Raw genomic sequence first — 17,237 nt, 5'->3', positions numbered from 1 at the left:
AGCCGTCGCCCGCGCTTTTACAGGCGCAGGCCTGACCCGCAAGTGAAGATCGCGCTTATCCGCGCCCGATGAGGGCCTGCGCCAAGCGGTCGGCGACCTGATCGGGCGATTCGCCGGTCTTGTCGCTTTCCTGCCAGATTTCTTCCAGCCGCCCGGGAATGAGGGCAATACGCTTGCGCACCTCGTTGATGTCGCACGGCGCTTCGTCCTGGCGGCACAGGTATTCGAGAGTGACGGAGATGATCCCGCCCGCGTTGATGACATAATCGGGTGCATAGAGGATGCCACGCTTCGCCAGCAGCGGACCATGCTCCGGCCGCTTCAACTGGTTGTTCGCGCCGCCCGCCACGATCTTGCAATCGAGCCGGCCGATGCCGTCGTCATCGAGGATCGCGCCAAGCGCGTTCGGGCTGAATACGTCGCACGGGACCGACATGATCGCGTCGCTTGCCACACATTCGGCATCGAGTTCGGTCGCCAGCGCTCGACAGCGATCTTCGCTGATGTCCGAAAGCGTGAGCTTCGCGCCTTCCTTGGCCAGCAGCCTTGCAACGCCTCCACCGACACTGCCGACGCCCTGAAGGGCGACATGCACACCGTCCATGTTGTCCTTGCCAAGCTTGTGCTTCACGGCAGCCTTGATGCCGAGGAAGATGCCGAGCGCGGTGAACGGGCCGGGGTCGCCGCCGGCAGCGTCTTCGCCCTCGACCGGCAGGCCGGACACATACTGCGTGCGCTGGGCTACCGCTGCCATGTCGGCTTCGGAGATACCCACGTCTTCGGCAGTCACATATTGGCCGCCGAGCGCGTCGACCGCGTCTGCAAAGGCAGCAAGCATTTCCGGGGTTTTGGTCTTGTCGCTATCCGCCAGGATGACGGCCTTGCCGCCACCCATCGGCAGGCCGGCCATGGCGTTCTTGTAGCTCATCCCGCGTGATAGGCGCAGGGCATCGCGCATGGCCGCTTCCGGCTCTGCATAGTGCCAGAAGCGCGTACCACCGGCGCCGGGGCCCAGATGCGTGGAATGAAGCGCGATAATCGCAGTCAGGCCGCTCTTCCGGTCGCGAACGAGCTGCACGAGCTCGTGATCGTCAAAGTCCGTTTCGGTCCAGAAAGCTGTCATCGCTATGCCCCTTGCAAGGAGTTCAACATGCTGCGCGAAGGGGAGAAAATGGGGCGATCGACGGGGTTCGAACCCGCGACCTCCGGTACCACAAACCGGCGCTCTAACCAACTGAGCTACGATCGCCACACGCCCCCGGAACGCAGCCGGGTAGGCGGCACATAATCGCGGGCGAGCGGGCGTCAACCCGCCTTCCGCAACGGCGCGTGCCTGTTGCACAATGTGCGCCCGATGGGAAAGGAAAAAAGCGTGTGCAGGGTCTGGCACGCAACTATCTTACGACCCCTTGCAGCCGCTGCACCCTCGACTATCGTGCCAGCCGATGACCGGACCGGGCGAATCTTCTGCCGAAACACTGTTGGCCCGGCCGGGCGTGCAGCGTGTCCCCTCGGACAAGCTGGAGCTGTTCCAGCTGAGAAATTTCGTCAGCCCTTCCCTGTGCGAAACGCTGATCGATCTTATCGAGAAGGACCGCCGTCCTTCCACTCTCGCAGATGCGGGGGATGATCGGTACTTTCGTACCAGCGAGACCTGCGACCTCGAGCCGGAAGAACCCGCCGTTCGCGAGATGGAAGCGTTGTTCAGTGCTCTGAACGGAATCGATCCAACCCATGGCGAACCCCTGCAGGGCCAGCGCTATGATGTGGGCCAGGAGTTCAAGCCGCACTGCGACTACTTCAACCGCGACGGACAGGATTGGGACAAATATTGTTCCGTCGCAGGCCAGCGTACCTGGACCTTCATGGTCTACCTCAACGATGTCGAAGCCGGTGGCGCAACGCGGTTCAAGGCCATCAAGAAGAATTTTCAGCCAGAAACCGGCAAGCTGGTGTGCTGGAACAATATGCGTCCCGATGGCTCGGAAAACCCGAATACGATCCATCACGGCATGAAAGTGCGCCGCGGCGTCAAATACGTCATAACGAAATGGTATCGCGAAAGGCCGTGGGGTTGGTAGGATGATCGAAGGCGGGAAGATCCACGAAGGCGGCTGCCACTGCGGCACGGTGAGGTTTCGCTTCACCATGCCCAACGCGCCGGTAATCAGGCGCTGCAATTGTACGATCTGCGCGATGAAGGGCGTCGTCATGGTCGACGTGCCGATGGCCGATTGCACGATCACGGCCGGCGAGGACGCCCTCACCCTGTACACTTTCGGAAGCGGGCAAGCGCAGCATCGCTTTTGCTCGCAATGCGGCATCCACCCCTTCCACCAGTTGCGATCGGAACCCGATCACTACGGTCTGAATCTTGCCTGCATCGACGGCATGACAATCTACGATCTGCCGGAGATCGAGGTCTTCGACGGACAGAACCACCCGGCCGATGGTGGTGACTACAATTACATCGGCGTGATGCGCTTCGAACGCTACGAAGATTGATCCGTATCAAATACGGGCAAGCCGCCCATTGCTAATTCTCCTTGAGACGAAGGGAGAAATCGCGATGACCGACTACAGCGGCCTCAAACAACAGCTTGAACAGCGCCTTGCCGATCTGCTCGACCGTGCAGAGGTGATCGAGGATGATCTGCGGCACCCCCTGGATGCCGATTTCGGCGAACAGGCGATCGACCTTGCCGACGACGAGGCTCTGGAAGGGGTCGACGACGTATTGCGCGCGGAGATCGGACAGGTGCGCAATGCACTGCTGAGGATAGAAAACGGCACCTATGGCACCTGCGCCAATTGCGGCAAGCCGATCGCCGAAGCCCGCCTGCAAGCGCGCCCGATCGCCACGCGCTGCATCGAATGTGCTGCCTGACCGAAACGAAAAAGGGCGGCCCCGCAGGACCGCCCTTTGAATTCGGTTATACCCGAAAGCTTACTTCTTGAGGCTGATGCCGCCGAAGCGCTTGTTGAAGGCTGCGACGCGGCCGCCTTCCTGAAGCTGCTGCTTGCCGCCGGTCCATGCCGGGTGGCTCGTCGGGTCGATTTCCAGCGTCAGCGTTTCGCCTTCGCTCCCCCAGGTGGAGCGCGTCTGGAATTCGGTGCCATCGGTCATCTTGACCGTGATCATGTGGTAATCGGGGTGACCTTCGGCCTTCATGATAAACGTCCTTCTAGCTTCGGAGCGGTTCCGACCGGTCCAGCTGTGTTTGGAGAAGGCGCGCGGTTAGCGCCGCGCGCAGAGATTTGCAAGCCTATTCGGGTGCGTCGGCAATCATTGCGGTGAAGCTGACTTCGCAGGTGACCTTGCCTTCGACACTGGCTTTGCCTGAAAATTTGCAGACCCGGGCGCGTTTCTGCACGAATTCGGCCTCGAGATCGAGCAGGACGCCAGGTGTCACAGGCGCGCGGAACTTCGCATTCTCGATCGCCATGAAATATACCAGCTTACCCGAACCTGCGAGCCCAAGGCTTTCGACAGCGAGCACGCCAGCCGCCTGGGCCAGGGCCTCGATCTGGAGGACGCCCGGCATGATCGGCGAGCCCGGGAAGTGTCCCTGAAAGAAGTCTTCGTTGAAACTGACCGCTTTCACCGCGTGAATACGCTCGTCGATGACGAGTTCTTTCACCCGGTCGACAAGCAGCAGGGGATAGCGGTGCGGCAGGCGCTTCAGCACCTCGACGACGTCGAAACCGGTATCGCTCATTCCCCGCTCCCTATGCTGTTCTTAGCGGCCGGTTGCAGCCGGCTGCTGCGTCTGCTGCTGAGCGGCTGCCTGCTGCTGGCGGGCTGCGGCTACCATCAGGATCTGCTGGATCTGCTGGTAAATCGCGACCGATTGCTGCGCCGGCTGCCAACCCTGCGGAGGGGTGATCTGGACCGACGGCACGCGCGTGTTGAGCGCTGCGACGACCTTCTGGGTCACATTCGCTGCCGGGGCGGAATACTGAACCGCATCGGGCGAAAGGATCAGCTGGAGGTTATCCTGCTGAACCACGGTCTGAAGCGCGGCGTTATACTGGAGCAGGATCTGTTCGATGGCGTAGATGCGCGCACCGTCGATCTGGTTCGAAAGCTGTGCAGTTTCGTTCTCCAGCGTCTGGAGCTGCTGAGCCTGCGGAGCGCTCTGCGCCGCCTGCTGCTCGGCCTGGTCGAGCTGGCCGTCGCTGTTGGTGTCCAACTGCTGCAGGAGCGTCTGCATCTGCTGCTGCTTCTGCTGGATCTGCGTAATCTGCGAGGCATAGGTCGTCGAGATCTGCTGGTAGGCAGTCGTGCGTGCGGTAGCCTGGGCCACGGCAGCGGGGACGCTGACGATCCCGATGTTGCCGTTCACCTGCGCGGCAGCCGGAGTGGCCGCCATGGCAGCGGTTGCGAGGCTCGCAGCTGCGAGAGACTTGGTAATCAGTTTCATTAGAATTGCGTTCCTACATTGAAGGAAATGGTCTTGGTATCGTCACCCTCTTGCTTCTTAATCGTCTGGGATAGATCGATCCTGAACGGGCCGAAGGGCGAGTTCCAGTTGATACCGATGCCCGCCGTAATACGCGGGCTGATGCTGTCGCCGAACAGGACCTCGCGATAGAAGCCGTTAGGGTCGAGGACCGGGGTGTTGGCGTTTCCATCCGCGTCCACGGCATCGAATGTGCTGCCGGAGACAGGATTGCCGTCAGTGTCGAGCTGCGGATTGCCGTCGGCATCGTAAAGCGGGCCGAAGTAGACCGGCATGCCGCCCGAGCGCGACTGGAAGCTGTTCGGGAAATCATCGAGCTGCGGACGGTCGATCGCGAAGAGCGAGCCCACGTCGAGCCAGAGCGAGGGGCGGATGCCCATTTCACGTGCACCGGAGCCCAACGGGATCTCGAGTTCCGCACGAGCAAGGTAATAGGCCCTGCCGCCCAGAGCATCGTCGAAAGCGCGATTCTTGGTTTCGCGGAACTGGTCGATGGTCTCGAGGACACGATCCGTGGTCGGATCGCCATCGTCATCGAGGTAGCGCAAACGCACCACGCGAGGTCCCACACCGCGGATATCGAAGCCGCGGAACTGCGGTTCGCCGAGGAAGAAACGGTCCGTCAGGCGCACGTCGTCGAAGCCCGGCGTGTCGTTCTCGCTCAGGGCGCGAATCCAGCCACCTTCGGCGTTCACCGAGAAGATCAGGCCGCTGCCGAGGTTGAACCACTTGCCCATCTGCGAACGCATCCGCAGGTATTTGACGTTGCCGCCGAGGCCGGCAAATTCGCCGGTCACGCTGATCGTCTCGCCTCGCGTCGGGCGCACCCGGCTATCGAGGGAGTTGTAATTCAGCGTCGCGCCGAGAATCGAAACCGTACGCTCGCCGACGGCCTCACAGATGAAGCGCGACTGGAGACATTCAGCGACGCCATCGCCATCTGTGTCTTCGAAGAAGCCATCACCGATCGACACGTCTTCGTACTGGAAAGTGTAGCTGCCGATCAGCGACATGTATTCCGAAAGGGGAACACCGGCGCGCATGGTGAAACCGGTCTGCGCCTGCTTGTAGCGATTGAAATCGGTGGCGAAGAAGTCGTTGTCGTATTCGCGGTGATAGATGTCCGCGCCCATCGAGATATTGCGGTCGAACACGTAAGGTTCGGAGAAGCTGATCTGGGCCGACTTCGAGAAGCGGGAGTAATTGACGCTCAGGCCGACCGTCTGGCCGCGACCGCGGAAGTTGCGCTGGCGGATCGAGCCGGAAAGAATGAAGCTCTGGATGGACGAGAAACCGGCGGAAAGCTGCAGTTCGCCAGTGGGCTGTTCTTCGATGTTGGCTTCAAGCACGATACGGTCGGGCGCGCTGCCTTCGACCTGCGTGATCTCGAAGTTTTCCTGGAAGTAGCCGAGCGACTTGATGCGGGCTTCGGAGCGACGGATGGCGAGCGAGTTGAACGCGTCACCTTCTGCGACACGGAACTCGCGGCGCACCACCTTGTCCTGGGTGAGCGTGTTGCCGTTGACGTCGATACGCTCGACATAGGTGCGGTCAGCTTCGCGGAGGACGAAGTTGACGTCCATCGTCAAGGTTTCGGGGTTCCTGGTGAACTGGGGCGCCACTTCGGCAAAGGCATAGCCAAAGGTGCCGGCCAGTTCGGTCATCTGCTCGACCGTGTCCTCGACCCGTTCGGCATCGTACCAGTCGCCGGACTGCATGGGCAGGCGAGCCGTCATGGCTTCGCTGTCGAAGTCGCGCAGTTCGCTTTCGACGCTGACGTCCCCGAATTTGTAGCGCTCACCTTCTTCGACGACGAAGGTGATGATGAAATCTTCCTTGTCGGGTGTCAGCTCTGCGACCGCGGAAACGACGCGGAAGTCGGCGTAGCCCTGGGTGAGGTAGAAGGTGCGCAGCTGCTGCTGGTCGAACGCCAGGCGATCCGGATCGTAGCTCGTGTTCGAGCTGAAGAAGGTCCAGAGGCGCGATTGCTTGGTCACCATCTCGCCGCGCAGATCGCTGTCCGAGAAGGCCTCGTTGCCGATGATGTTGATTTGGCGGATCTTCGACTTGGGACCTTCTTCGATCTCGAAGACGATATCCACGCGGTTCTGGCTCAGCTGGACGAGCTGCGGCTCTACCGTGGCGGCAAAGCGGCCCTGCCGCTTGTAAAGCTCGATGATGCGGGCAACGTCGGCACGCACCTTGGAACGCGTGAAGATCTGGCGCGGCGCGAGGCGGATTTCCGGAATGATCTTGTCATTCTTGATCCGCGCGTTCCCTTCCAGGATGATGCGGTTGATAACCGGGTTTTCCGTCACCGTGATGACGACGTTACCGGCATTGTTGGTCACGCTGACATTCGAGAACAGTTCGGTCGCGTAGAGGTCCTTGAGGACCTGGTCGCCCACTGCCTGGGTGTATTCCTCACCCGGACGCAAGCGGATGTAGGAGAGAATCGTCTGCGGCTCGAGGCGCTGGGCACCGGCCACGGCGATCGAACGCACGATATCCTGCTGGACTACCGGCTCTACCGTCTGTGCTGCCTGGGCCTCTTCGGCATCCTGCGCGAGAGCTACTGCGGGCATGCCCGCCAGCACCGAACCGGCCATCAGTCCGGCGACGAGCCGCGCGCCAAATGGTTTCGTCTCGCTCGCGGCGTTCGCAAAATCAGTCATCGACAAGGGAGTTCCCGTCCTCAAAAGTACAAAAGACGCCTTGCGGAGCGCCTGAAGGCCCCCTGCCCCATGCGCGCCGCGCGATCAAGCCGTGTGACGCCGCAGACGCGCCTTCACCCGGCCCTTTCCCCGCCTAATTCCCGAAGAACGGGAGTTTGGCGATATCTATGAAGGTGACGAAAATCATCAGCGCGAGCACAAGTGCCACACCGGCCCGGTAGGCCACCTCCGTACTACGGGGGCCCAGCGGTTTCCGACGGATCGCTTCCGCCGCGTAAAAAGCCAGGTGCCCGCCGTCGAGAGCCGGGATTGGCAGGAGGTTGATGAATGCCAAGTTAAGCGAGATCAGCGCTGCCAGGTTGAAAAATGCCAGCGCGCCGAGGCTCAGCTGTTCACCTGCAAACTTGCCGATCGTCACCGGCCCTCCGAGCTCTTTTACCGAACGTTCGCCGACCACGATCTGCTTGATCCCGGTCACCATCATGTCGACCAGCTTGCCGGTCTGGACAAAGCTCAGATTGACCGCCTCGCCGGGCCCCACACCTTCGAACTGGCGTTCGGTGACGGCAGGTGGGATACCGATCTGTCCGATGGTCGAGACGTTGCCGAACCGGTCCTCCGCCTTGATCGTGCGCGGGACGACGTCGAAATTCCGCACATCTCCGTCACGGATGACCTCGATATCCAGCGTACGCCCCGGATACATGATGATCGCTTCGCGCAAGTCGAAGAAGCTGGCGACCTCTTTGCCATCCACCCTCACGATACGATCGCCGATCTCCAGTCCGGCTTCCTCAGCAGCGGAGTCTTCGGCGAAGGCGGTGATCGTCGTTTCCATCGCCGGATCCGGCGAGACCGGTTTGCCGAAGATCATGAAAAAGCTCGTGAAAATCGCCAAGGTCACGATGATATTCATGGCCGGCCCGGCAAAGACGATCAGAGAGCGCTTCCACAGGCTGGCATGATGGAAACTGCCCTCGCGTTCTTCGGCGGAAGCGTTAGCGATTGCTTCCTTGTCCGGCACGCTGGCTGGGTTCATGTCGCCCTTGAACTGGACGTATCCACCAAGCGGCAGCGCGCATAGTTTCCAGCGAGTGCCGCGCTTGTCGGTAAAGCCAGCGATTTCCTTGCCGAAACCCACGGCAAAAGCCTCTGCGTGGACGCCGAACCAGCGGCCCACGAGATAGTGTCCGAGTTCGTGCAGCGTCACCAACGGCCCCAGCAGCAGCGGGAAGCCGATGATATACATCCAGAAAGGGATCGAACCGTCCAACTCAGCAAGTCTCCAGCATTGCGCTTGCGCGCCGTCTCGCGTCCTCGTCGACGCGCAGCACCTCTTCGAGGGTCTGCGGCGCAGGCGGAAGCTCTGTTTCCGAAAGAACGCGCTCCACCATTAGCGCAATACGGCTGAACGGGATGTTACCTGCGAGGAATGCAGCGACCGCAACTTCGTTTGCAGCATTAAGCGTGCCAGGCGCCGCGCCGCCCGCCTGGGAAGCTTCTCTGGCCAAGCGCGTCGCGGGGAAGCGCTCTTCATCGGGCGCATGGAAGGTAAGTTCGCCAATTGCTGCGAGGTCGAGCGGATCCATCGGCGTGTCCATGCGCGCAGGGTATGCGAGACACGAGGCAATCGGCACGCGCATGTCGGACGGGCCGAGCTGCGCAAGCGTCGACCCGTCGCGGTATTCTACCATAGAATGGATGACGCTCTGCGGGTGGACGACGATCCTGATCTTGTCGAGGCCGACGGGGAACATGTGATGCGCCTCGATCAGTTCGAGGCCCTTGTTGAACATCGTGGCGCTATCGACACTGATCTTGGCGCCCATGTCCCAGTTGGGGTGAGCGATTGCCTGAGCGGGCGTGGCTTCATCCAGCTGGGCCTTGGTCCATGTACGAAGCGGACCGCCGCTGGCCGTCAGGGTGATAGTGCGAACTTCCGCCAGCTTCCCGCCCTGGAGGCACTGGAAAATGGCATTGTGTTCGCTGTCGACAGGAAGCAGCGTAGCGCCGTGTTTCTCGACCGCGGCCGTCATCACCTCGCCTGCCGAAACGAGCGCTTCCTTATTGGCCAAGGCGACCGTGGTGCCCTGCTCGATCGCCGCCATCACGGGACCCAATCCCGCGCAGCCGACGATTGCCGCCATCACGATATCCGCCGGGCGCGCCGAAGCTTCGCACAGGGCCGCCCTTCCCGCTGCAGCCTCGATCCCCGAACCGGCCAGTGCGTCTCTCAGCGCGCCGAGAAGGTTATCCTGCGCAATCACCGCGATGTCCGCACCAAATTCCCGGGCCAGCTTCGCCAGATCTTCGACATTGGAATGAGCTGTGAGAGCGACGACGCGCCAATCGTCGCGGTTGCGACGGATGAGATCGAGGGTGGACGCGCCGACCGAACCGGTAGCGCCGAGAACAGAAATCGACCTGGTCATGCTGCGGAACCGAGGACGAAACCGGCGATGAGCACCACGGGAATGATGCCGTCTGTCCGGTCGAAAACCCCGCCGTGGCCCGGAATGAGGCGCGAGCTGTCCTTCACCCCGGCTTTGCGCTTGAGCCAGCTTTCAAGGAAATCACCTGCCTGGGCAGCGACCGCGAGTGCAAGCCCCATCAAGGCGATCATGCCTAGCTCGTTCATGTCGAAGCCCATCGTGGTCGGCCCGCTAATCTGGCGCGCCGAGAAATAGATGAACAGGGCCAGCCAGAGGCTTGCTCCAACGACGCCGCCGAGCAGCCCGGCCCACGTCTTTGAAGGGCTGATCGAAGGCGCGATCTTCGGCCCGCCGATCGTGCGGCCGAAGAAGTAGGCGAAGGTATCGATTGCGATCACCGTCCCGACAATGCCGACCACGAGGCCGGGCGGCATCCGCATAAGGACAAAGCCGGCCAGCCCGATGTAAAGCGCGCCCGCCAGTATGGCAGCCAGCCGGTAAGGCACATTGGTGGTGGCCTTCACGACGAGCAGAACGAATTCGACGAAGGTAGCGAGCACCACTGCAGCGATGAACCAGTCGAGCCATGGGTCCCCGGCCACCAGCGCTGCAATAGCAATGGCAACCATCACGGCAGCCGAAATCAGGCGTTTTGGCAGGTCCGCGTTCTTCTTCGGCTTTGGATCACCGTCCACCAAATCGTCTCTCCCGTCCCGCAAACTGGTCCAGCGCATCCATCAGGTGCGCAGGAGTGAAGTCGGGCCATAACACATCCGTGAACAGCATTTCCGCATAGGCCGCCTGCCACAAGAGAAAATTGGAGAGACGCACCTCTCCGCTGGTGCGGATCAGCAGGTCGAGAGGCGGCAAGTCTGCCGTGAACAGGTTGGCAGCGATGCTCTCTTCATCGATTTCGCCTGCGTCGGCAGCCTTGCGTGCGGCCCGGGCAATTTCCGCGTGGGCCCCGTAATTCAATGCGACCGCCAAGGTCCGTGATCCGTGCGCAGTCTTGTCGAGCGCATCCTCGAGCATTTCTACGATGTCGGGTGCAAGTGCCTGCCAGTCGCCGACAATCTTCAGCCTCACGTCATTCGCGATGAACTCAGGCAAGTCCGACTTTATGAACTTGCGCATCAAGTTCATGAGGTCGTCGACCTCTTCCTCGGGCCGCTTCCAGTTCTCGCTGCTGAAGGCGTAGAGCGTCAGGCACTCGATTTCGGTGTCCTTGAGGCTGCGCACGAGCTCGCGCACGGCCTCGACGCCTTTGCGGTGGCCCATGACCCGCGGTAGGTGCTTGCGCTTCGCCCAACGCCCGTTGCCATCCATGATGATGGCGACATGGCGCGCGATCTTGTCGTGGCTGTCAGCCATAGGTTCTCATCCGAGAGGCAGCGGACCTTGCGGCCCTCACTGCGTCATGATTTCCTTTTCCTTGGCCTGGGCCGCCTGGTCGGCTTCGCCGACGTACTTGTCGGTCAGTTTCTGGACCTCATCCTCGGAGCGCTTGCGCTCATCCTCGGAGATTTCCTTCTTCTTCTCGTCTTCCTTGAGCGCCTCCATGCCATCGCGGCGCACGTTGCGGATAGCGATCTTGGACTGTTCTGCATACTGGCCCGCGAGCTTGGCGAGGTCCTTGCGGCGTTCTTCGGTAAGATCGGGCATCGGCAGGCGAACGTTCTGCCCGTCGATCATCGGATTGAGGCCGAGGTTGGCCTTGGCAATGCCCTTCTCGACTGCGGTGACGTTCGCCTTGTCCCACACCTGCACGCTCAGCATGCGCGGTTCGGGGGCGGACACGGTCGCGACCTGGTTCAGCGGCATCATCGAGCCATAGACTTCGACCACGACAGGATCGAGAAGGCTCGTGTTCGCGCGGCCGGTCCGCAGGCCCGAAAGATCGCCCTTCAGGCTGTCGATAGCGCCCTGCATGCGGCGTTCGATATCGGCTTTGTCGTATTTGGCCATGATGGCTTCCTCGTCTCTCTTCGTTTCTTTTATGCGGTATGATCGGTGACGACGGTCTGTACGCCGTTGCCCGAAAGGACCTTGGCGACATTGCCCTTCTCGCGGATCGAGAAGACCACGATCGGGATATCGTTGTCACGACAGAGCGCTACTGCGCTGGCATCCATGACCTTCAGATCATCTGCCAGAACCTTGCCGTAACTCACGGTTTCGTAACGCGTCGCGTCGGGGTTCTTCTTGGGATCGCTGTCGTAAATGCCATCGACGCTCGTACCCTTGAGCAATGCGTCGCAATTCATCTCTGCAGCGCGCAGTGCCGCACCACTATCCGTCGTGAAATAGGGTGCGCCCACGCCGGCGGCGAAGATCACGATACGACCTTTCTCGAGGTGACGCTCTGCGCGGCGCCGGATGACCGGTTCACAGACCTGATCCATCTGCACCGCGCTCTGCACGCGGGTCTGTACGCCCAGCTGTTCAAGCGCGCTCTGCATCGCGAGTGCATTCATCACCGTCGCCAGCATGCCCATGTAGTCGGCCTGCGCCCGGTCCATACCCTGCGCAGCACCTGCCATGCCGCGGAAGATATTGCCACCGCCGATGACGAGGCAGATCTCAAGGCCGGTATCCTTGGCTGCCTTCACTTCCTTGGCAAGCTCCAGCACGAAGGCCGGATCGATCCCGAACTGCTGGTCCCCCATCAACACCTCGCCCGAAAGCTTCAGAAGGACGCGGTTCATCTTGGGGAGGGTCATGCGGGATATTCTCGATTATGGGGTTTGGGGGTCCTTAGCCATGAAGCGCCGGACTCGCAAAGGGAAAGGCGAGCCTCGGAAGACTGGCAAGGAACGCTCCCGCCGACCTGCCGTTACCGGTTGATGACCATTCGATCACCGAATTTCGTGTCGCAACGTAGCGCCTGGCAACGAATTGCGATCATCGTGGCCGTTGCCCTTCAGATCGGCTCTACGTTCCTGCCCAGCCTTGGCGTGGGAGAGCCGATAGGAAGCCGTTCCGATGCAGAGCGCACCTTGATCACGCCCGCTGGCTGGGCATTCGCCATTTGGGGTCCGCTGTACTTCGGTTCGGTCGTGTTCGCCGCCTACCAGGCATTACCGTCCCAGAAGACGAATGCCTTGCTTGGAAAAATCGGTTGGTATGCGGCAGCAGCCTTTTTCGGCAACGGCCTGTGGGCTCTCTACACCCAATTGAACAGGCTGGACGCTGTGTCCGTCCTGATTATCGCAAGTGTGCTTTCCTGCCTGCTGGTCATTTACCGGACCTTTGTGCGGCTGGACCGGGAATTCACGGTCGGGGAACGCTGGATAGTGATGCTTCCGCTCAGCGCTCTTGCCGCCTGGCTGACCGCAGCCACCATCGTGAATGTATCAGCCGCCCTACAAACTTACGGCGTGGGTGCATCCTGGCCCGAAGCAGCAGTCGGGGCGGCAATCGTGGCGATCGGGGGGATCATCGCCTCCCTTGCGATCTGGCGAGGTCGCGGAAACCCGGTCTACGCGCTGGTGTTCCTGTGGGCTCTCTTTGCAATTTACTCGGCCGGGGGACAAGCCTCACCGTCGATAGCCTACGCGACGATCGCAGCTGGCCTGCTGGTGATCCTTGCCACCGCCTACAAATTGCGACTTTCGGAAAACAGGCGGCGCTGGTTCGGCTGATCCGCTCTGCAAAAACAAAACGGCCGCCGAACCGAGAGGTCCGGCGGCCGCTTGTTAGCCCGTGGGAAGGAAGCGCTTAGCCGCCGACAGCAGCAGCCACTTCGGCCGCGAAGTCGGTTTCTTCCTTTTCGATGCCTTCGCCGAGCTGGAAGCGGACGTAGTCCACCAGTTCGACCTTGGCGCCGACGTCCTTGCCAGCCTGTTCGACGACCTGTGCGATCGGCGTCTTGTTGTCGATCACGTAGATCTGGCTGAGGAGCGCGTTTTCCTTGGCGTACTTGTTGACCGCGCCTTCGACCATCTTTTCCTGGACGTTCTCGGGCTTGCCGCTTTCGGCAGCCTTTTCCTTGGCGATGGCACGCTCGCGCTCGATCACTTCTGCGTCGAGGCCGTCGGCGGTCAGCGCCTGCGGGAAAGCGGCGGCGATGTGCATGCCGAGCTTCTTGCCGAGTTCTTCGAGCTTGGCCTTGTCGCCTTCGCTTTCAAGAGCAACCAGAACGCCGATCTTGCCGAGGTCGGGAGCGACAGCGTTATGCATGTAGGGCACGATTACGCCGTTGGTGACCGAAACGGTCTTCATGCGGCGGATCTGCTGGTTTTCACCGATGGTCGCGACGTTGTTGGTCAGCTTTTCGGCAACCGTTCCGCCGGTCGGGTAGGCAGCGTTCTTGAGCGCTTCGACATCGTCGCCGTCGGTGCCGAGGGCAACTTCGGTGGTCTTGCGCACGAAGTCCTGGAACTGGTCGTTCTTGGCAACGAAGTCCGTTTCCGAGTTCACTTCGACAGCAACGCCCTTCGTGCCTTCGACGGCGATGCCGACGAGGCCTTCGGCCGCCGTACGGCTCGACTTCTTCTGTGCAGTGGCGAGGCCCTTGGCGCGCAGAGCGTCGACAGCGGCTTCGATGTCGCCGTTTGCAGCTTCGAGCGCCTTCTTGGCGTCCATCATGCCCGCGCCGGTCTTCTCGCGCAGGGCTTTCACGTCAGCGGCAGTGAATGCAGCCATGAGATTTTCCTTCTTGGTGTCTTTAATGCGTAGGCACCGGGCCTGCTGTGGTCAGCGGCCCGGCGCATAGTTCGCTTGTGTGACGGAAGCATGGCGCTCCCGCCGCACGAAACCGGTTAAGCCGCAGCTTCTTCCGGCGGATTTTCCATGGCACCGACATCGGCACCAGAATCGGTTACGCCTTCGCCCTTGCCCGAACGGGCTGCGTCGCCAACGGCATCGCAATAGAGCTTGATGGCGCGGGCAGCGTCGTCATTGCCCGGGATCGGGAATGCGATACCGCTCGGATCGACGTTGGTGTCGAGCACGGCGACGACCGGAATACCAAGCACGTTGGCTTCCTTGATGGCCAGGTCTTCCATGTTGGCGTCGATCACGAACATCACGTCCGGAATGCCGCCCATGTTGCGGATGCCGCCGAGCGAAAGTTCGAGCTTGTCGCGCTTGCGCGTCAGGTCGAGGACTTCCTTCTTGGTCAAACCGGCGTTGTCACCTGCAAGACGCTCGTCGAGGGTCTTGAGGTACTTGATACGCTCGCTGATGGTCTTCCAGTTGGTGAGCATGCCGCCCAGCCAACGGTGGTTGACGTAGTGCTGGCCTGCGGCAAGCGCGGCTTCGCGGATCGGGTCCTGGGCCTGGCGCTTCGTGCCGACGAACAGGACCTTGCCGCCCGAACGTGCGGTCTGGTTGATGAAGTCGAGAGCGCGCGCGAAAAGCGGCACGGACTGCGACAGGTCGATGATGTGGATGCCGTTGCGCGCGCCGAAGATGTACGGCTTCATGCGCGGGTTCCAACGGTGGGTCTGGTGGCCGAAGTGTGCGCCGGCCTCGATCAGTTGCTGCATGGTGACGGTAGGAGCCGCCATGGTCATTTCCTTTCCGGTTGTACCTCTGGAAGGCTGGAACCCGTGGTGCGGTATGTCCCGCGCCGGGCACCGGTATGAGCGCCTTCCATGTGGATTTGCCCGCCCTTTCAAGCGGCCCGAATTGGCCGAATCTCAAGCGAACGGCGCGCCTTTAGCGGGGTTTTCCGGCGAAAGCCAGACTCGATTCATCGCAAAAAACGGGAATCCTGGCGCGAAAAGCGCTTGACAGGCGAGAACAAAACAGGAACATTGTTCTCATCGCCGGAACTCCCGGCGGGCATTAGGGGTTTTCCCGTAGAATTACCCGGTCTGTCAACAGGTTTATCGACAGGGCACGGGGAGGAGATAATCGGATGTTCGCACTGTTCCTCACTGCCGTCTTCGCCATCGCTGCAATCGCCGCGCTGGCAGTGCTCGCCGATAGCGGACTGCGCTGGTGGTCCGCTTTCGGTCAGCTGCGGCGCCGCCTAAAGCTGCCGACCGAAGTCGAGTTTTGCGAAAGTGGAATGCGTCCGGCAATCACCCACGGCGGATTTACCCGCCCGGGTCGCGCCCGCCCTGCTACGCGCCAGTCGGTGCGCTGCGCCGCCTGATCCGAGAATACCGCATCAACGTGTATGGCAGCAGCAAGAGATAGCCGACACCAATAGCACTGAGCGTCCACCACGGCTCCACGAGCAGGGCCGCGAAGAGCAGGCCGACAAAGGCCAAGACCCACAATCTGATTCCCCGGCGCGGCCTCAACGAGGTCCAGCTCGGGGTCGCCATGCTCGAAATCATCAGCACCGCCACTGCCAGGAGCCACGGGCCGACCACGATCGGCGCCCGAAATATGTCGAGGTCGGTCGCAGACCAGATGAAAAACGGCAGGAAGGCGAGGCCTGCCCCCATCGGGGCCGGAACCCCTGTCAGGAAACCGAGCGATTTATGTGGTTGCTCCTGCATGTCGATCTGGGCATTGAATCGCGCCAGCCGCAAGGCGCAACAGATTGCGAGCGCGAGGGCTGCGAACCAGCCCAGGCGCGGCTCTGCCGACAAGGACCATAGATAGATGATGATCGCCGGTGCGGTGCCGAAGCTGAGCGAATCCGCGAGGCTGTCGAGCTCTGCGCCGAACCGTGACTGGGCATTGAGAGCGCGTGCTATACGCCCGTCCATGCCATCCAGCAGGCCTGCCACGATGATCGCGATTGCTGCAGCCGCCCACTGCTCGGAAATTGCGAACCGGATCCCGGTCAGCCCCGAACAGAGCGCAGCTGCCGTGATAGCGTTGGGGGCCATAGCCCTCAGCGAGAGTCCGCGTGACTTCCCCATTACGGGCTTTTCGTCCTCGGCGGCCTTCGGACCCAGTCGAGCGCGTTCTTCATACTGGCGATGGGGATCAGCTTCTTCGGGCAGGCTCAATGCGACACTCCTTCAAGCAGGCGCTGCGAACCGATCTCGGCGAGGACGGTTTCCCCGGCGACGACCCTTTGCCCGAGCATGACGCGCGACGACGTTCCCTTGGGAAGGTAAACATCGACGCGGCTGCCGAACCGTATGAGCCCTACTCTTTGACCAACGCCCAGTGTGTCCCCCGGTTTCACGAAGGGCACGATGCGGCGCGCGACCAAACCGGCAATCTGCGTGAACCCCACGCAGACACCGTCGCTCCGCTCTACCAGTATGTGCTGCCGCTCGTTCTCGTCGCTCGCCTTGTCGAGCTCTGCATTCAGGAACTGGCCGGGGACATAGACCAGCCGCTGGACCATGCCTGCAATGGGCGTCCGGTTAATATGAACGTCGAAAACCGACATGAAGATGGACACGCGGATTGTCGGCTCGTCGCTTAGGCAGGGAAGGCCGTGACCGTCATCGACGACCAGTTCGCGCGGCGGGTTGACCCCGGTGATCTGCACGATGCGACCGTCCGCTGGTGAGACAATCGCATTCTGGTCCTGCGGGACGACCCTTTCGGGATCGCGGAAAAACGCGAATACACCCAGCGACAGGAAAGCCATCGGCCATGCCAACGTCTCCCACGCGAAGAGGGCGAACAGCAAGGAGATGCCGAGCGCTGCGATGCCGAATTTACGGCCCTCCGGATGGATCGCGGGCAGCCCCCATTGGGCTTCGCCGCGGCCCTGGCTGTCGAGTAGATCACCTGCCATGTGCGTG

General features: G+C 61.5%; 20 protein-coding genes and 1 tRNA gene. 5 read left to right on the top strand and 16 right to left on the bottom strand.

From position 1 onward, the window contains the following. Positions 1 to 55 precede the first annotated feature (55 nt). Together BM173_RS11010 and BM173_RS11005 are read right to left on the bottom strand one after the other, a co-directional pair. Positions 56 to 1,123, bottom strand: coding sequence for a Glu/Leu/Phe/Val family dehydrogenase (locus tag BM173_RS11010; protein ID WP_090481419.1), 1,068 nt, complete (start codon positions 1,121 to 1,123; stop codon positions 56 to 58). A gap of 49 nt (positions 1,124 to 1,172) precedes the next feature. Continuing rightward, a tRNA-His gene (locus BM173_RS11005) sits at positions 1,173 to 1,249 on the bottom strand. Positions 1,250 to 1,445: 196 nt separating this feature from the next. Here BM173_RS11005 and BM173_RS11000 point away from each other — a divergent pair. The 3 genes from BM173_RS11000 to BM173_RS10990 all read left to right on the top strand — a co-directional run bounded on the left by BM173_RS11000 (position 1,446) and on the right by BM173_RS10990 (position 2,887). Continuing rightward, the gene (locus tag BM173_RS11000) at positions 1,446 to 2,081 is read left to right on the top strand and encodes a prolyl hydroxylase family protein (RefSeq protein ID WP_090481417.1); all 636 of its coding nucleotides are present in this window, start codon (positions 1,446 to 1,448) and stop codon (positions 2,079 to 2,081) included. Between the two features lies 1 nt (position 2,082). Continuing rightward, entirely contained in the window at positions 2,083 to 2,505 is a 423-nt protein-coding gene (locus tag BM173_RS10995; RefSeq protein WP_090481414.1) for a GFA family protein, read from the top strand. A 64-nt stretch (positions 2,506 to 2,569) separates the two neighbouring features. Next, positions 2,570 to 2,887 (top strand): TraR/DksA family transcriptional regulator, encoded by a 318-nt coding sequence (locus tag BM173_RS10990; RefSeq protein WP_090481412.1) that lies wholly within the window; start codon positions 2,570 to 2,572, stop codon positions 2,885 to 2,887. 60 nt (positions 2,888 to 2,947) lie between these two features. Here BM173_RS10990 and rpmE read toward each other — a convergent pair whose 3' ends face one another. The 10 genes from rpmE to pyrH form a co-directional block, all read right to left on the bottom strand. Then, positions 2,948 to 3,172, bottom strand: a complete 225-nt coding sequence (rpmE, locus tag BM173_RS10985) for a 50S ribosomal protein L31 (protein ID WP_090481408.1) — start codon at positions 3,170 to 3,172, stop codon at positions 2,948 to 2,950. A gap of 94 nt (positions 3,173 to 3,266) precedes the next feature. After that, the gene (fabZ, locus tag BM173_RS10980; protein WP_090481405.1) at positions 3,267 to 3,719 is read right to left on the bottom strand and encodes a 3-hydroxyacyl-ACP dehydratase FabZ; all 453 of its coding nucleotides are present in this window, start codon (positions 3,717 to 3,719) and stop codon (positions 3,267 to 3,269) included. Positions 3,720 to 3,740: 21 nt separating this feature from the next. After that, positions 3,741 to 4,424, bottom strand: a complete 684-nt coding sequence (locus tag BM173_RS10975; RefSeq protein ID WP_090481403.1) for an OmpH family outer membrane protein — start codon at positions 4,422 to 4,424, stop codon at positions 3,741 to 3,743. Then, a complete protein-coding gene (bamA, locus tag BM173_RS10970; RefSeq protein WP_090481400.1) occupies positions 4,424 to 7,138 on the bottom strand; it encodes an outer membrane protein assembly factor BamA in 2,715 nt (904 codons plus the stop codon). Before bamA ends, BM173_RS10975 begins: the two co-directional genes overlap by 1 nt. A 133-nt stretch (positions 7,139 to 7,271) precedes the next feature. Further along, the gene (gene rseP / locus BM173_RS10965) at positions 7,272 to 8,387 is read right to left on the bottom strand and encodes an RIP metalloprotease RseP (protein WP_090481647.1); all 1,116 of its coding nucleotides are present in this window, start codon (positions 8,385 to 8,387) and stop codon (positions 7,272 to 7,274) included. 25 nt (positions 8,388 to 8,412) lie between these two features. After that, positions 8,413 to 9,570: a 1-deoxy-D-xylulose-5-phosphate reductoisomerase gene (dxr, locus tag BM173_RS10960; protein WP_090481397.1), complete on the bottom strand. Its 1,158-nt coding sequence runs from the start codon at positions 9,568 to 9,570 to the stop codon at positions 8,413 to 8,415. Next, on the bottom strand, positions 9,567 to 10,265 hold the full coding sequence (locus BM173_RS10955; protein ID WP_245755862.1) for a phosphatidate cytidylyltransferase: 699 nt from the start codon (positions 10,263 to 10,265) through the stop codon (positions 9,567 to 9,569). Before BM173_RS10955 ends, dxr begins: the two co-directional genes overlap by 4 nt. Beyond that, positions 10,255 to 10,941: a polyprenyl diphosphate synthase gene (gene uppS / locus BM173_RS10950; RefSeq protein WP_090481392.1), complete on the bottom strand. Its 687-nt coding sequence runs from the start codon at positions 10,939 to 10,941 to the stop codon at positions 10,255 to 10,257. Before uppS ends, BM173_RS10955 begins: the two co-directional genes overlap by 11 nt. 36 nt (positions 10,942 to 10,977) lie before the next feature. Beyond that, on the bottom strand, positions 10,978 to 11,535 hold the full coding sequence (frr, locus tag BM173_RS10945; protein ID WP_090481389.1) for a ribosome recycling factor: 558 nt from the start codon (positions 11,533 to 11,535) through the stop codon (positions 10,978 to 10,980). Between the two features lie 29 nt (positions 11,536 to 11,564). Beyond that, positions 11,565 to 12,290, bottom strand: coding sequence for a UMP kinase (pyrH, locus tag BM173_RS10940; RefSeq protein ID WP_090481386.1), 726 nt, complete (start codon positions 12,288 to 12,290; stop codon positions 11,565 to 11,567). Positions 12,291 to 12,476: 186 nt separating this feature from the next. Between pyrH and BM173_RS10935 the strand changes: the two genes are divergently transcribed. Continuing rightward, positions 12,477 to 13,211 (top strand): hypothetical protein, encoded by a 735-nt coding sequence (locus BM173_RS10935; protein ID WP_245755861.1) that lies wholly within the window; start codon positions 12,477 to 12,479, stop codon positions 13,209 to 13,211. A 76-nt stretch (positions 13,212 to 13,287) separates the two neighbouring features. Here the strand turns inward: BM173_RS10935 and tsf are convergent, their stop codons facing one another. Both tsf and rpsB read right to left on the bottom strand, forming a co-directional pair. Beyond that, complete coding sequence (gene tsf / locus BM173_RS10930; RefSeq protein ID WP_090481380.1) at positions 13,288 to 14,214, bottom strand: translation elongation factor Ts; 927 nt, start codon at positions 14,212 to 14,214, stop codon at positions 13,288 to 13,290. A gap of 116 nt (positions 14,215 to 14,330) precedes the next feature. Then, positions 14,331 to 15,080: a 30S ribosomal protein S2 gene (gene rpsB, locus BM173_RS10925; protein ID WP_090481644.1), complete on the bottom strand. Its 750-nt coding sequence runs from the start codon at positions 15,078 to 15,080 to the stop codon at positions 14,331 to 14,333. 353 nt (positions 15,081 to 15,433) lie between these two features. Here rpsB and BM173_RS10920 point away from each other — a divergent pair, with 353 nt between their 5' ends. Then, positions 15,434 to 15,673, top strand: a complete 240-nt coding sequence (locus BM173_RS10920; RefSeq protein WP_090481377.1) for a hypothetical protein — start codon at positions 15,434 to 15,436, stop codon at positions 15,671 to 15,673. On the opposite strand, the gene BM173_RS10915 is transcribed toward BM173_RS10920, so the two are convergent. Together BM173_RS10915 and BM173_RS10910 are read right to left on the bottom strand one after the other, a co-directional pair. Continuing rightward, complete coding sequence (locus BM173_RS10915; protein ID WP_090481641.1) at positions 15,642 to 16,394, bottom strand: CDP-alcohol phosphatidyltransferase family protein; 753 nt, start codon at positions 16,392 to 16,394, stop codon at positions 15,642 to 15,644. The two genes, BM173_RS10920 and BM173_RS10915, sit on opposite strands and share 32 nt — an antisense overlap. 86 nt (positions 16,395 to 16,480) lie before the next feature. Beyond that, positions 16,481 to 17,230 carry a phosphatidylserine decarboxylase gene (locus tag BM173_RS10910; RefSeq protein ID WP_090481375.1) on the bottom strand — a complete coding sequence of 250 codons (750 nt, stop codon included), beginning with the start codon at positions 17,228 to 17,230 and terminating at the stop codon, positions 16,481 to 16,483. Between the last annotated feature and the right edge of the window lie 7 nt (positions 17,231 to 17,237).

The organism is Qipengyuania nanhaisediminis (assembly GCF_900115585.1).
In the GTDB taxonomy this organism is placed as follows: Bacteria; Pseudomonadota; Alphaproteobacteria; order Sphingomonadales; family Sphingomonadaceae; genus Qipengyuania; species Qipengyuania nanhaisediminis.
Note: the sequence above shows the minus strand (reverse complement) of the source record. Positions and strands in the feature narration are given on the sequence as shown.